The organism is Thermoanaerobacterales bacterium, assembly GCA_030019475.1.
In the GTDB taxonomy this organism is placed as follows: Bacteria; Bacillota; Desulfotomaculia; order Desulfotomaculales; family JASEER01; genus JASEER01.
The window spans coordinates 1-14542 of sequence record JASEER010000018.1 but is presented as its reverse complement, the minus strand read 5'-3'; the positions used below and the strand labels follow the sequence as shown (position 1 = coordinate 14542).

13 protein-coding genes are annotated in these 14542 nt (G+C 65.7%); all 13 read right to left on the bottom strand.

Annotated features, from left to right (window positions below; translation table 11 throughout):
- Positions 1–139 precede the first annotated feature (139 nt).
- The 13 genes from QMC81_06320 to QMC81_06260 all read right to left on the bottom strand — a co-directional run bounded on the left by QMC81_06320 (position 140) and on the right by QMC81_06260 (position 14413).
- Positions 140–655, bottom strand: a complete 516-nt coding sequence (locus tag QMC81_06320; GenBank protein ID MDI6907084.1) for a hydrogenase maturation protease — start codon at positions 653–655, stop codon at positions 140–142.
- Between the two features lie 79 nt (positions 656–734).
- Entirely contained in the window at positions 735–1169 is a 435-nt protein-coding gene (locus tag QMC81_06315) for a DUF3842 family protein (protein ID MDI6907083.1), read from the bottom strand.
- 288 nt (positions 1170–1457) lie between these two features.
- Positions 1458–3482: a sodium-translocating pyrophosphatase gene (locus QMC81_06310; protein MDI6907082.1), complete on the bottom strand. Its 2025-nt coding sequence runs from the start codon at positions 3480–3482 to the stop codon at positions 1458–1460.
- A 115-nt stretch (positions 3483–3597) separates the two neighbouring features.
- Positions 3598–3825, bottom strand: coding sequence for a preprotein translocase subunit SecG (gene secG / locus QMC81_06305; GenBank protein MDI6907081.1), 228 nt, complete (start codon positions 3823–3825; stop codon positions 3598–3600).
- Between the two features lie 78 nt (positions 3826–3903).
- A complete protein-coding gene (gene eno / locus QMC81_06300) occupies positions 3904–5178 on the bottom strand; it encodes a phosphopyruvate hydratase (protein ID MDI6907080.1) in 1275 nt (424 codons plus the stop codon).
- A 2-nt stretch (positions 5179–5180) separates the two neighbouring features.
- Positions 5181–6716: a 2,3-bisphosphoglycerate-independent phosphoglycerate mutase gene (gpmI, locus tag QMC81_06295; GenBank protein ID MDI6907079.1), complete on the bottom strand. Its 1536-nt coding sequence runs from the start codon at positions 6714–6716 to the stop codon at positions 5181–5183.
- Entirely contained in the window at positions 6713–7486 is a 774-nt protein-coding gene (gene tpiA, locus QMC81_06290; protein MDI6907078.1) for a triose-phosphate isomerase, read from the bottom strand. Before tpiA ends, gpmI begins: the two co-directional genes overlap by 4 nt.
- A 46-nt stretch (positions 7487–7532) precedes the next feature.
- Positions 7533–8714 (bottom strand): phosphoglycerate kinase, encoded by a 1182-nt coding sequence (locus QMC81_06285; GenBank protein MDI6907077.1) that lies wholly within the window; start codon positions 8712–8714, stop codon positions 7533–7535.
- A 104-nt stretch (positions 8715–8818) separates the two neighbouring features.
- Complete coding sequence (gene gap, locus QMC81_06280) at positions 8819–9856, bottom strand: type I glyceraldehyde-3-phosphate dehydrogenase (GenBank protein ID MDI6907076.1); 1038 nt, start codon at positions 9854–9856, stop codon at positions 8819–8821.
- Positions 9857–9910: 54 nt separating this feature from the next.
- Entirely contained in the window at positions 9911–11338 is a 1428-nt protein-coding gene (gene rpoN / locus QMC81_06275) for an RNA polymerase factor sigma-54 (protein ID MDI6907075.1), read from the bottom strand.
- Positions 11338–12276: a DNA-binding protein WhiA gene (gene whiA, locus QMC81_06270; protein ID MDI6907074.1), complete on the bottom strand. Its 939-nt coding sequence runs from the start codon at positions 12274–12276 to the stop codon at positions 11338–11340. The genes rpoN and whiA overlap by 1 nt, the downstream gene beginning before the upstream one ends.
- Positions 12277–12383: 107 nt before the next feature.
- The gene (rapZ, locus tag QMC81_06265) at positions 12384–13250 is read right to left on the bottom strand and encodes an RNase adapter RapZ (protein MDI6907073.1); all 867 of its coding nucleotides are present in this window, start codon (positions 13248–13250) and stop codon (positions 12384–12386) included.
- A gap of 98 nt (positions 13251–13348) precedes the next feature.
- Complete coding sequence (locus tag QMC81_06260; GenBank protein ID MDI6907072.1) at positions 13349–14413, bottom strand: bifunctional phosphoglucose/phosphomannose isomerase; 1065 nt, start codon at positions 14411–14413, stop codon at positions 13349–13351.
- Positions 14414–14542 lie beyond the last annotated feature (129 nt).

Sequence of the window (14542 nt, the reverse complement as noted above, 5' to 3'; positions counted from 1 at the left end):
TCGTGACCGCTTGTCATGATCATTTCCTCCTCTCAATGGCTCGTACACCGCTGACCGCCAAACCACATCAACCACACCTTTGCGCCGTTACTCCCTCCTCTCTCCGACTGATAATTAAACCAACATCTTCCTCTACTCCCTAGACCGTCATTTCAAGCAACTCCAACCGGTAACGCAGGGGGACCACCGGCGACGCGCATAGATACCCACGCTGCTCAAGGTCCTTCTTTATTAAACGCGTGGCTTTCCGAATGGCGTACCGTACGTTCTTCGAAATTCCCACACCTTCGCACACCATTTGCGGCTCGATAAAGACAAACGTCACCTCCGGCGGCATAACACCAAACCGTTCCATCAGACCAAGCCTCTCCAAAACCGGCCGCAGGCATGGCGGGCTCTGTCGTGAACGCTGCAATTCCCGATACGCCACCTGGGAAACATGCCCGCCGGGATACCCCCGCGCCAGAGCCTGTACCAGAATCCCGTAATCCCTTCCGTAAAGGTGCATTTCCAGGTCGGTCAGCCTTAAACCGATGTCCGCCAGCTCAATGTTCAACCCCGGTCTCTCCTGGAGCAGGGCTTCCACAACGTACGGGCCGGCGCCCCTGTCACCCAGGAGCGGGTCCCCCAGCCCAATAACGACCGCGCTTTTCACGAGTGTCATCCCCCAGTCGTGATCCTGGAAATAAAACATCGCGAAAGCCGGGCTTCGTGTCCGGAATTCGCGATGTTACTCAGCGGGATTCTTCCTGCTTTTTTATGAGGTCTCTAACCCGTTCTATAAGCTTATCCACCAGGTGCGGCAACGGCTCGGCGGGTACACCGACCACTTCGATACCCGATCGGTTGAGGTGCAAAAGGACTTTTGTCGCGGGGCTCCGCGCCACCGCCTCGGCCATCGCCGGGGTGAATTCGCCTGACATGCCGTGCGCCGCCAGTACGGAAATGGTGCCGACGATAATATCGACCCGGGAAACGTTGTACACGATCGCATTTTCACCGCTGGCCCCTTCACTGGCGCCGGCTTTGACCATCGCCGCCGTGGCCAGGGCGTTTGTCCCCAGAGCAATGATTTCCGCGTCTTTGTAACACAGGACATGCGAAAGCTTTTCCACCAGAAGCCTACCAATGCCACCGCCCTGGCCGTCGATTACGGCGATACGTATCATGCTTCCTCCCCTGGAATCGCAGATTGAGAGCCCGGTGTTCCGTAAAAAAAACCACAAGGGACTCTGCTTCGACAGAGTACACTCCTCGTGGTTTCCATCCGTGGTACAGCGTTAACCGCCGGGGTGGCTCCGAGCCACCCTTTCTTATGATGTTAGCCTCATTATAATCAGGCTGCAGGATTTTGTAAAGCAGAATCGAGGCCTTTCACAACCTGGTCACCGCCCATGCCGGGCGCGCCAAAAAGAACCCCTGCCCGTATGAGCAGGGGTTCCGTTGGATTCCGGCGTTTAGCGCACGATGTTGGCGATCAGCGGGACGAGCAGGAGGGCGACGATGTTCACGACCTTGATCATCGGGTTGATGGCCGGGCCGGAGGTGTCCTTCAGCGGGTCGCCGACGGTGTCACCGGTGACCGCGGCCTTGTGGGCGTCGGAGCCCTTGCCGCCGTAGTTGCCCTCTTCGATGTACTTCTTGCCGTTGTCCCAGGCGCCGCCGCCCGAGGTCTGGAAGATAGCCAGGAACAGACCGGAGACGATAACGCCCATCAGCAGGCCGCCCAGGGCGTCACGGCCCAGAGCCAGGCCGACGATGATCGGCGCCGCGACGGGGATGATGCCCGGAAGCATCATTTCCTTGATCGCACGCTTGGTAACGATATCCACGCAACGGCCGTACTCGGGCTTCGCGGTCCCTTCCATAATACCCTTGATCTCACGGAACTGCCGCCGCACCTCGTTCACGACGTCGAAGGCCGCGCGGCCCACGGCGCCCATCGCCAGCGAGGAGAACAGGAAGGGCAGCGACGCGCCGATGAACAGGCCGGCCAGCACCCACGGGTTGTTGATGGAGAAGGTGAGCTGCTCGGCCGGGACAAAGTCCGCCAGGTGGTGCGTGTAGTCGGCGAAGAGCACGATCGCCGCCAGGCCCGCGGAGCCGATGGCGTACCCCTTGGTGACGGCCTTGGTGGTGTTGCCCACGGCGTCCAGCGGGTCGGTGATGTTGCGGATCTCGGCCGGCAGTTCGGCCATCTCGGCGATACCGCCCGCGTTGTCGGTGATCGGGCCGTAGGAGTCGATGGCGACGATGATGCCGGTCATGGAGAGCATGGCCATCGAGGCCACGGCGACGCCGTAAAGGCCGCCGCCCTCGACCGCTCCGTTACCGATGACATAAGAAGCCAGGATGCCGCCGACGATGGTCAGGGCGGGCAGGACGCTGGCCTCCATGCCGATCGAGAGACCGGAGATGATGTTCGTCGCGTGACCGGACTGGGAGGCGTAGGCGATCGACTTAACCGGCCGGAAGCCGGCGGAGGTGTAGTAGTCGGTCAGGTAAACGATAATCATGGTTACCGCGATACCGACCAGGGCCGGCCAGAACCAGACCGCCGTGCCGAGGACCGCGGTGGTGATCGGGTAGAAGGCGATCAGGGCCAGGATGGCCGCCGCCCACATGCCCTTGTAGAGAGCGCTCATGATGTTGGTGCCGCCGCCCATGCGGACGAAGAAAGTACCGATAATGGAGGCGATGATCGCGGCCGCGCCGAGGATGATCGGGTAGACCACAAACGCGGTTTGGCCGGGGAACAGCAGGAAGCCGAGCAACATCGCGCCGACGGCCGTCACGGCGTAGGTCTCGAACAGGTCGGCCGCCATACCGGCGCAGTCACCGACGTTGTCACCGACGTTGTCGGCGATAACGGCCGGGTTGCGCGGGTCGTCCTCAGGGATCCCGGCCTCGACCTTACCGACGAGGTCGGCGCCCACGTCGGCGGACTTGGTGTAGATGCCGCCGCCTAGACGGGCGAACACGGAGATCAGGCTACCGCCGAAACCAAGGCCGACCAGGGTGACCGGGTCCTGGAAGATGGCATAAATGCCCGCCACACCGAGGAGGGCCAGACTGACGCACATCATACCGGTGACGGCGCCGCCCTTGAAGGCCACCTGCAGGGCATGGCCCATACCTTGCCTGGCGGCTTCAGCGACACGGGCGTTGCCCCGGGTCGACACGGTCATGCCGACGTAGCCGCAGAGACCGGAGAAGGTTGCCCCGACGAGGAAGCCGAGGGCGGTCTCATAACCCAGGCCAAGCCAAATGATGATCGCCACCGGGATACCGACCATGGCGATGGTCTTGTACTGCCGGCTGAGGTAGGCCATGGCGCCTTCCTGCACGGCGGCGGAGATCTCGATCATCCGCTGGTTGCCGGCGGGTTTACTAAGAACCCATGAGATCAGGTAGGCGGCGAACAGGATGCCGACGCCGGCGGCGATGATCCCCACATAAGGGATTGTCTCCGGACTGAACAAACAGGGTCACCTCCATAAGATCTTATAAAGGATGAAACCAGAAAGATTGCGAACCGGTTCAGCGCCAGAGTATCTTGACCATCACCTCCCGCCTGCGTCCAAAACTAGGAGGCCACTATTTCCAGACTACGAGAACCAGGGAGAGTAGCCCGAAAATAATGGCCACGATCACCGTGACTTTGGCAAACCATTCGTCCAGCCCCTTCTTCTTGCCGAAGAAGGTTTCCGCGCCGCCGGCGATGGCCCCGGACAGGCCGGCGCTCTTGCCCGATTGCAGAAGGACAACCGCAATCAAGGCCAAGGCGATCAGAACCTCGATCACCATTACCACTGTTTTAAGCATGGGAAGGCCCTCCTCCACAACTTGGTGATAATTATAGCATGTTGGGGACACGCTGACAACGATTTAATGCTCGTGATTTCACAAACGCAAGGGGCCGGCGTAGCGGGCGATGTCCCCCAGCTCCTCCTCGATGCGCAGCAGTTGGTTGTATTTGGCGACGCGTTCGGTACGCGCCGGGGCGCCGCTTTTGATCTGCCCCACGCCGGCGCCGACCACGAAGTCGGCGATGGTCGTGTCCTCGGTCTCCCCGGAGCGGTGGGAGACGACGGCGGCGAACCCGGCGCGGCGCGCCTGTGCGATGGTGTCGAGGGTCTCGGTGATCGTCCCGATCTGGTTGAGCTTGATCAGGATGGCGTTGGCCGCGCCCTCGGTGATGCCGCGCGCCAGGCGCCGCGGGTTGGTGACGAAGATGTCGTCGCCGACGAGCTGCAGGCGGCCGCCCAGCCGCCGGGTCATCTCCCGCCAGCCTTCCCAGTCGTCCTCGGCCAGCCCGTCTTCAATGGAGACAATCGGGTACTTGTCCGCCAGGGCCGTATAGAAGTCGATCATCTCACCGGAGGTCAGGATTTTTTCCTCCCCCTTGAGGTGGTACCGCCCGTCCTGGTAGAACTCGCTGGCCGCGGGATCCAGGGCCAGGGCGATGTCCTCCCCGGGGGTGTACCCGGCGGCCTCGATGGCCTCGACGATCAGGTCCAGGGCCTGGGTGTGGGACTCCAGAAAGGGGGCGAACCCTCCTTCGTCGCCGACGGTGGTGGCCAGGCCGCGCTTGTTGAGCACGCCCTTCAGCCGGTGGTAGACCTCGGACCCCATGCGCAGGGCCTCGGCGAAGCTCGGCGCTCCCACGGGCATGATCATAAACTCCTGCAGGTCCAGGTTGTTGTCGGCATGCTTCCCGCCGTTTAAGATATTCATCTGCGGCACGGGCAGGGTGTGGACGAAGACGCCCCCCAGGTAGCGGTAGAGAGGGAGGCCGAGGGCCTCGGCCGCGGCGCGGGCCGCGGCCATGGAGACGCCCAGGACGGCGTTCGCTCCGAGCTTACTCTTGTTCTCGGTGCCGTCCAGGGCGATCATGGCCTCGTCGATCCCCACCTGGTCGACGGCGTCGAGGCCGGTGATCTCCGGGGCGATGACGGCGTTGACGTTGGCCACCGCGCGGGAGACCCCCTTGCCCAGGTAGCGGCCGGGATCGCCGTCGCGCAGTTCCACGGCCTCGTGGGTACCGGTGGAGGCGCCGGAGGGCACGGCCGCCCGGCCCAGGGTACCGTCCTCCAGGACGACATCGACCTCGACGGTGGGGTTACCGCGGGAATCAAGGATCTGTCGGGCAAAGACATCGGTGATGGTCGTCGACATTTCTAGGCCTCCTTGACGATTAATGAACGGCCGGTCATTTCCTCCGGCCGGGGAATACCGAGCAGGTCCAGCATGGTCGGCGCCACGTCCTCCAGCCGCCCCGGGCGTAGGGAAGTCTTTTCCGTTTCGGGGGCAATGAGGACGAAGGGTACGGGGTTGCTGGTGTGGGCGGTGAAGGGCCGCCCCTCCTCGTCCAGCACGTGGTCGGCGTTGCCGTGGTCCCCGGTGAGGAGTACGGTCCCCCGCCGCGCCAGGACGGCCGGCACCACCCGGCCCAGGCAGGCGTCCACGGCCTGGACGGCCTTGACGGCCGCCTCCAGCCGCCCGGTATGCCCGACCATATCCGGGTTGGCGTAGTTCATGATCACGACTTCAAAGCGGCCGAGGTTCTCCAGGAAGGCTTCGGTGACCTCGAAGGCGCTCATCTCTGGTTTCAGGTCGTAGGTGGCCACCTTCGGCGAGGGAATCAGGATCCTTTCCTCCCCCGGGTTGGGTGCCTCCACCCCGCCGTTGAAGAAGAAGGTTACGTGGGCGTACTTCTCGGTCTCGGCCAGACGCAGCTGGCGGATGCCGTGGCGGCTGAGGACCTCGCCCAGGGTGTTGACGATCCTCTCGGGTTTAAAGGCCACGGGGGCCTCTATCGTCCTGTCATACTGGGTGAAACATACGAAATGCACGCGCGGCGGGGACGGCCCGCGGTCGAACTCCTGGAAATCCCGGTCGACGAAGGCGCGGGTGATCTGCCGCGCGCGGTCGGGGCGGAAGTTGAAAAAGATGACGCTGTCCCCGTCGCTGACCGTGGCTGACGGCCGCCCGTCGCGGACGATGACCGCCGGCTGGACGAACTCGTCGGTCTCCCCGCGGGCGTAGGCCGCTTCCAGCGCCTCAATAGGCCGCGCGGCCTGCAGGCCCTCGCCTTTCGTCAGGGCGAAATACGCGCGCGCCGTGCGCTCCCAGCGGCGGTCGCGGTCCATCGCCCAGTAACGGCCCATGATGCTGGCCACCTCCCCGCGCCCGGCGGAGCGCATCCGCTCCTCAAGGGCCGCCAGGTACTCGCCCGCGTTGGCCGGCGGCACGTCGCGCCCGTCGAGGAAGGCGTGGACGCAGACGCGCTCCTGGCCGAAGCGGCGGGCCATCTCCAGGAGGGCGAAGAGGTGGTTGATATGGCTGTGCACGCCGCCGTCGGAGAGGAGGCCCATCAGGTGGACGGCGGCGTTGCGCTGCCGCGCCCGCTCGAAGGCCTCGACCAGCTCCGGGTTGGCGAAGAAGCTGCCGTTGGCGATCGCCCGGGTGATGCGGGTGAGATCCTGGTAGACCACGCGGCCGGCGCCGAGGTTCAGGTGGCCGACCTCGGAGTTGCCCATCTGCCCCTCCGGCAGCCCCACGTCCTCCCCGCCGGCGCTGAGCAGGGTATGCGGATACTTCTCCAGGTAGGAATCCCAGTGCGGGGTCTTCGCCCGGGTAATAGCGTTGCCCGGGGCGTCCCCGGCGACGCCCCAGCCGTCGAGAACCACCAGGACCAGCGGACCCGGGCTCACGGCCGGTACACCTCCTCGGCGGCGCCAACGATCCGGGCGAAGACCGCCGGGTCGAGGCTCGCCCCGCCGACCAGCGCCCCGTCGATATCGGGCTGGCGCATCAGCCCCGCCGTGTTTTCGGGCTTCACGCTGCCCCCGTAGAGAATGCGTACCGCGGCGGCGGCCTGCGCCCCGGAAAGTTCCTCGACCGTACGGCGGATGAGGCCGATCACCTCCTGCGCGTCCTTCTCCGAGGCCGTGCGCCCGGTGCCGATAGCCCAGACCGGCTCATAGGCGATGACCAGGCCGGCGATCTTCACCCCGCCGAACTCGGCCAGGCAGCCCCGCACCTGCCCGGTCACTACGTTCTCCGTAACTCCCGCCTCCCGCTGTTCCAGGGTCTCCCCGACGCAGACGATGGGTATCAAACCGTTCTCCAGCGCCACGGCGGCCTTGCGGTTTACGCCCTCGTCGGTCTCGCCGAAGTACTGCCGGCGTTCGGAATGGCCCAGGATGACGTAACGGCAGCCCGCGTCCCGCAGCATGGCCGCCGAGACTTCGCCCGTGTAGGCCCCTTCGGGCGCCCAGAACATGTTCTGGGCGCCGAGGGCGATGCCGCTGCCCGCCAGGGCGCGCGACACGTCCACCAGCGCCGGGAAGGCCGGGCAGAGGGCAACCTCCGCCGTCCCGGCGAACCCCGCCGCGGCTTCACGGAAGGCGGCCGCGAAGGCGGCCGCCTCCGCCGGGGTCTTATACATCTTCCAGTTGCCCGCGATCAGCGGCCGGCGCAAAGTATCACTCCCCGGAATCAGTAATTGGTAATTGTAATTTCTAATTTCACTTGTCCCCCAAGGCGGTCACGCCGGGCAGTTCCTTGCCCTCCAGCAGCTTCAGCGACGCCCCGCCGCCGGTGGAGGCATGGGTCACCCGTCCGGCGTAACCGGCCTTGTCCAGGGCGGCCACCGTGTCCCCGCCGCCGGCGATGGTCGTGGCGCCCGACTCGGCCACGGCCTCGGCGACGGCCAGGGTGCCGCCGTCGAAGCCCACCGTCTCGAAGACGCCCATCGGGCCGTTCCAGAAGACGGTCCGGGCGCTCTTGATCCGGTCTTTGAAAAGCTCCACCGTCCGGCCGCCGATGTCGAAGGCCTTCCAGCCCTCCGGCACCTGGTCGGCGGGCACGGTTTCCCGCTCGCCGGGGGCCTCGATGTCCGGCGCGACAACGAGATCGACCGGCAGGAGGAGGGCGACGTTTTTCTCCTTCGCCTTCGTCAGTAACGACCGCGCCACGTCCAGGCGGTCGGCCTCGACCAGCGAGTTCCCCATGTCCAGCCCCTGGGCGGCGAGGAAGGTGTTCGCCATTCCACCGCCGATGAGCAGGCTGTCCACCTTGTCGAGCAGCCGCTCCAGGACGCCGATCTTGTCCGAGACCTTCGCCCCGCCGATCAGGGCGACGAAGGGGTGTTCCGGATTGGCCAGGAGGCCCCCCAGGACCTGCAGTTCGCGTTCCATAAGAAAACCCGCTACGGCGGGTATATAGGCAGCGATGCCGGCCGTCGAGGCATGCGCCCGGTGCGCGGTGCCGAAGGCGTCGTTGACGTACAGGTCGGCCAGAGCCGCCAGGCGGCGGGCGAAGTCGGGGTCGTTCTTCTCTTCCTCGGGGTAAAAACGGATGTTCTCCAGCAGGAGCACGTCGCCGTCTTTCAGGCGGGCCGCGGCCTCCTCCGCCTCGGGCCCGACGGCCTCGGCCGCCAGGGGCACCTTCCGCCCGAGCAGTTCGCCCAGGCGTTCGGCCACCGGCGCCAGGCTGAAGCGTTCGTCACGCTTTCCCTTGGGCCGGCCGAGGTGGGACGCCAGGATGATGCGCGCCCCCCGCTCCTGCAGATACTCGATCGTCGGCAGTGCGGCGCGGATACGGGTGTCGTCGGCCACCCTGCCGTCCTTGACGGGCACGTTGAAGTCCACGCGGACGAAGACGCGTTTGCCGCCGACATCCACGTCCCGCACGGTCTTTTTGGCCACAACTGCACCTCCTTCAAGGTCGTATCATCTTTTTAGTACGGGCCAACGTTATGGAACAAACCCGGAGACCGTTCAAAAGCGAGCATGGCGAGGAACAAAGTTTTTCAACGGTCTAGGCCGCGGGAGGCGATATAAGCGGCCAAGTCCAGCACCCGCACCGCGTAGGCCCACTCGTTGTCGTACCAGGCCAGCACCTTGACCATCCTCCCCTGGGTGACCATCGTCGCCGGGCCGTCCACGATGGCCGAATGCGGGTCGCCGACGTAGTCGGAGGAGACCAGGGGCAGGTCGGTATAGGCCAGGATGCCGGCCAGCGGTCCTTCCGCGGCCTCCTTGAAGGCCTGGTTGACCTCTTCCACGCTCGTCTCGCGCTCCACCTCCAGCACGAGGTCGACCAACGAAACGTCCGGCACCGGGACGCGCAGGGAGCAGCCGTTCAGCTTCCCGGCCAGTTCCGGCAGCACCTTGCCGATAGCCGCCGCGGCGCCGGTGGTGGTGGGGATGATCGAGAGGTTGGCCGCCCGGCCGCGCCGCGGGTCCTTGAAGGGCATATCCAGGATCTGCTGGCCGTTGGTGTAGGCGTGCACCGTGGACATCAGGCCCCGGACGATGCCGAAACGCTCATGCAGGACCTTGGCCACCGGGGCGAGGCAGTTCGTGGTGCAGGAGGCGTTGGAGATCACGTTATGGCGTGCGGGGTCGTAGATCCCCTCGTTGACGCCCATCACGACCGTCACGTCGTCGTTCTTGCCCGGGGCCGTGATGACGACCTTCTTCGCCCCCGACTGCAGGTGCCGCGCCGCCTCGCGCACCTCGCGGAAGCGGCCGGTGGACTCGATGACGATGTCCGCCCCGAGTTCGCCCCAGGGCAGGCGCTCGGGCTCGGCCTCGGCGAAGACCGGAACCTTGCGTCCCTCGAGGAGCAGGTTCATCCCCTCGCCGCCCACGTCCCGGTTCAGGCGTCCGTGGACCGAATCGTACTTAAGGCTGTGGGCCAGGGCCCGGCCGTAGTCGGGGGTGACCGCGATGCGCCGCGACTTGTGGTTTACCCCCACGACCTCCAGGTCGTCCCGCTCCAGCGCCGCGCGCAGAACCAGACGCCCGATGCGACCGAACCCGTTGATGCCCAGTTTGACCGCCATTAACCGCCCACTCCTTCCCTAAGTATTTGCCGACGTTATCTCTGTCTTGCGTTTTTAATTCTCTTTAGTGCCCGGGGTCAGGGGCCTCCCCTCCTTCGCCGCGGTGCCCCGGGTGTTGCAGCCCCGGCGCCGCGCGGCGGGCGCAATGTGCATCTCGTCACGGTATTTGGCCACCGTCCGCCGGGAGACGTCCATACCCCGCCCGGCCAGGATCTCGGCGATCTGCCGGTCGCTCAAGGGCCGCCGCCGGTCTTCGCCCCGGACCAGGTCGGCGATGACGCTCTTTACGGCCTCGGCCGTCGTCATGCTCGGGCCGGAGGCGAAGAAGAACTTCAGGGCAAAGGTCCCTCGCGGGGTCTCGGCATACTTGTTGGCCACCGCCCGGCTGACGGTGGACTCGTGGAGTCCAAGCTCGTCGGCCACCTCCTTCATCGTCAGCGGCTTCAAGTATGCCCGGCCACCGTCGAGGAAGGCGCGCTGCCGGTCCGCCAGGACACCGCAGACCCTGGTCAGGGTCAGGCGGCGCTGCTCGATGTTCCTGATCAGCCAGCGCGCGGCCGTCAACCGCGTGCTGATAAAGCGGCGGGTCACCGTGTCGCCCTCGCCCAGGAGCCTCTGGTAAGTGCGGTTTATGGTCAGGTGGGGGATGAAGTGGTCGTTCACCAGGACAATGTACTCCCCGCCGACCTTCCGTATTATAACATCCGGAACCAGGAAACGGGTGCCATCCGGGCCGGAAAAGTTCCGTCCCGGGCGGGGCTCCAGACTCCGCAACAGGGTCATGGCCGCGTCCACCTGCTCCGGCGGGACATTGAGGGCGCGGGCCACCCTGGCCGTATGGCCCTCGGCCAGATCGGGCAGATGCTCGGCGATCAGGCGTTCGAGGACTTCATCCACGATCCCCCGGCGTACCAACTGCAGGCGCAGGCATTCGGCCAGGTCGCGCGCCGCCACGCCCGGAGGGTGGAAGGTCTGCACCAGGGAGAGGACGCGCTCCACGTCCGGGACCGGCACCCCGAGCTGACGCCCGGCCGTCTCCAGGTCCACCTGCAGGTAGCCGTCCCCGTCCAGGTTGCCGATGAGGTAGGCGGCGATGCGCCGGTCCCGGGGCCGCAGGGGTGTCAGGCGCATCTGGGCGAGCAGGTGCTCCTGCAGGGTCGCCCCGCGGTCCGCCACCCGCTCCACCGGATCCCAGGCGCGGTCGGGCGCCGGGGTCACCCCGGTATCGCTGGCGTCTTCAAAGTACTGGGACCAGTCCGGTTCGCCGTCCTCATCCGCTCCGGTCTCCCCTTCCGGCCCGGGCGTCTCCTCATCCCCGAGTTCCTCGGCCTCGAGCAGGGGGTTCTCCTGCAGCTGCTGGTTGACAAAGACCTCCAGCTCGGTCACGGGAAGCTGGAGGACGGCCATGGCCTGCCGCAGTTCGGCCGTCAGCACCAGCTTGTGGGTCTGGACCTGGTCGAGACGGACATCCTGGTGGACCATCAACGCGCCCCCCGGCGTGCTTCGCCACGGGCGCGGAGCTGTGCGGCAACGGTCTCCAGGCGCCGCATGCGGTGGTTGATACAGGACTTGGAAAGGGGCGGATCGGCCAGTTCCCCCAACTCGCGCAGGCTGACGTCCGGATGGCGCTGCCGCAGGAGGGCCAGTTCGCGCAGGGCGGGGGGAAGCTTCTCCAGTCCCATGCCCTCCGCGATAACCCGGATGCATTCCTGCTGGCGCACCCCGGCGTCCACCGCCTTGTTCAGGTTGGCGGTGTCGCAGTTTACCAGCCGGTTGACGCGGTTCCGCATCTCCTTGAGGATACGGGCGTCTTCAAAGCTTAGGAGCGCAGCGTGCGCCCCCATCAGGTTCAGGCAGTCGACGATCTGCGTCCCTTCCTTAATGTATATCGTCCAGCCCTGGCGCCGGGGGCTGACTCGCGCTTCCAGGCTCAGGCGCTCCATCAGGGCCGCCAGGTCCCGGGCCAGGACCTCGTCCTCGACCATAATTTCCAGGTGGTAGGGGCCCCGCGGACTGGCCACCGAACCCCGCGCCAGGAAGGCGCCGCGCAGGTAGGCGCGGCGGCAGCAATTGCGCCGGACCAGGCTTTTCTTGATTCCCCGTTGCTCCAGGCCGAGCTTCCGCATCGCCCCTTGCGGGTCGGGCTCCAGCGGGAGCCGCACCTCGTAGCGGTAGCTTTTGCGCAGGCGGGCATTGCGGCTGACCGCCGTCCGCGCCGGCAGCCCGAGATCCTTCGCCAGCCGGTAAGCCTTGCGCGCCACGGCGGCGTTCTCGGAGACGATCACCAGGGAAGCCGGCTGTGACCCGGCCATCCCAAGACGCCCCCCGACCCGCGCCAGGGCGGAGATCTCAGCCAGAACGCAACAAGGCCGCCCGAACACCCGGGACAGCTCATCCTTGGTGGAAACGGAAAAGGTCAACCCAATCGGGCCTCCGCTGTTTTATTATTATAGCACAATGGTACCAAATATGTCCTACTATTTGACGGAGTGGGGTTTTTTAAGATCTTAGTCGACCGGGGGCTGATTTATTCCCGGTTCAGGTCGCGGTGACGGACCGCGACGCGGTGCCCGTGCGCCCGCAGCAGTTCGCCCAGCCGGTTGACCAGGGACACCGAACGGTGCATGCCGCCCGTGCACCCGACGGCCACGGTCAGAGTGGCCTTCCCCTCCCGGACGTAATGCGGGATCAGGAACTCCAGCATATCCACCATCCGCTCCAGGAACTCCCGGGTGATATCGAAGCCGAACACGTAGTCGCGTACCCGCGGATCGTGGCCGGTCAACGGGCGGAGTTCGGCGATGTAATGCGGGTTGGGCAGGAAGCGCACGTCGATGACCAGGTCGGCGTCCAGGGGGATCCCGTGCTTATAACCGAAGGAGACGACCGTGATCGCCAGGCGCTCCTGGTCCGCCGTGTCCCCGTACAGGTTGGCGATCTCCAACTTGAGCTGGTTCACCGTCATGTTGGAGGTGTCGATGATCTTGTGGGCCAGTCCGCGCAGTTCCCGCAACTGGGCGCGTTCGGCCGTGATCCCCTCGACGATCTCCCCCGACGGGCTCAAGGGGTGCGGGCGGCGGGACTCCTTAAAGCGCCGCACCAGCGCCTCGTTGCTGGCCTCCAGGAAGAGGATCGTGTAGGGCACACCCTGCTGCTTCAGGTCCTTCAGGACTTCCACCAGGTCCCGGAAGAACTCCCCGCCCCGGACGTCGATGACCAGGGCGACGCGGTTGATCTTGCCGGCCGTCTGCGCGCAGAGTTCGGCGAACTTGGGGATCAGCTGCGGCGGGAGATTGTCCACGCAGAAGAAGCCCAGGTCCTCAAGCGAGCGGACGGCCAGCGTTTTGCCGGCCCCCGAAAGGCCGGTGATGATCACCAGGCGGGGGGAAGTCATCCGGAAAACCTCCAGAAAAAGGGTCCAAAGCTCTCACTGCCGGGGTGCGGCCCGGCCGGCGTCTTCAGTAAGGGGTCCGCCCCCTCACCTCACACTTCTCACATCTCACTTCTCACAAGTGCGGCCTTTAAGCGGTCGATCGCCGCGACCGGCCCGGGGTCGATCCCGTACCGGGCCGCCAGATAAAGGCTGGCGTAGTCGCCGAGATAGATGAGGGAGTATATGCGCGCCAGGCGCCCCTCGCCCCCGGCCTCGAACTCGGAAACCCCGGCGGCCGTGCCGACCATCTCCCTGGTGATCGCGAAGCGCAGCCGCACCCGCGGGTGGTCGTTCGGGTCGCGCAGGAAGACCAGCCAGATCCTCTTCAGGAGGTCGGCCGGCGCCTCGAAGCCGACCACCTCGTTGTGGTTGGCCTCGGGCAGGACGTTCCAGTAGGCCGGGGCCTTGGCGTTCTCGTTGATCTGCCCCTTCCAGCGTTGGGCGACGACCTCGGTGGTGCCGCTCGCCCCCCAGATGACCGGCAGGCGCCCTTCGAAGTCCATCGCCAACTGCTTCGCCTGGTTATCGGCGAGGGGTGTCTCGACCCCGTATCTTGTTGTAAGTTCTTGAAGGTGGGCGGTCATTCCTTCCACTTCCGCCGCAATCCCCGCGACCAGGCCCAACCGTTCCAGGACGACCAGGGTCGGCAGGAAGAGGTAACCGGTGGCCGAGCGCGGCATGATACCCCCGGGGACCGTGATGAGGGGAACCCTGTCCTCCCGCGCGCGCGCCGCCAACTTCCCGCCGCTGGTCAGGGCGACGACCGCCGCCCCCCGCGCGCGGGCCTCGCCGTAGGCGCTCAAGGTCTCCTCGGTGTTCCCGGAAAAGCTGACGGCGAAGACGAGGCTGCCGGGCCCCACGAAGCGGGGCAGGGTATAGTCGCGGTTGACGATTACCGGGATCTCCAGGCGCCCGGCGGCCCAGACGCGCAGGAGATCGCCGCCGATGGCCGAGCCGCCGAGGCCGGTGACGACGATGTTCTCGAACGGGCCTTCCGGCAGGGGCACGTCGGCCGCCAGGTCCAGGGCGCGCCGGCACTGCTCCGGCAGTTCCCGGGCGGCGCGGAACATGCCCATGCTGTCGAGGGCTTCCAGCGCCCGGACGTCGTCGAGGTCGATGGCCAAGATGAACACCTCCTCTTTAAGTAAGGGGTCAGGCACTTTACTTAAAAGGTCTCTAAGTTAGTTTTAAGTAAGGGGCCTGACCCCTCGTATAATTCAGTTGGAAACTCGGTCTGAACAATTGAGTTGAGG

Coding starts and splice junctions, on each gene's coding strand:
- QMC81_06315 (MDI6907083.1), bottom strand. CDS start 1,169: ATGATACGTATCGCCGTAATCGACGGCCAGGGCGGTGGCATTGGTAGG.
- secG (MDI6907081.1), bottom strand. CDS start 3,825: ATGCTTAAAACAGTGGTAATGGTGATCGAGGTTCTGATCGCCTTGGCC.
- eno (MDI6907080.1), bottom strand. CDS start 5,178: ATGTCGACGACCATCACCGATGTCTTTGCCCGACAGATCCTTGATTCC.
- gap (MDI6907076.1), bottom strand. CDS start 9,856: ATGGCGGTCAAACTGGGCATCAACGGGTTCGGTCGCATCGGGCGTCTG.
- rpoN (MDI6907075.1), bottom strand. CDS start 11,338: ATGGTCCACCAGGATGTCCGTCTCGACCAGGTCCAGACCCACAAGCTG.
- rapZ (MDI6907073.1), bottom strand. CDS start 13,250: ATGACTTCCCCCCGCCTGGTGATCATCACCGGCCTTTCGGGGGCCGGC.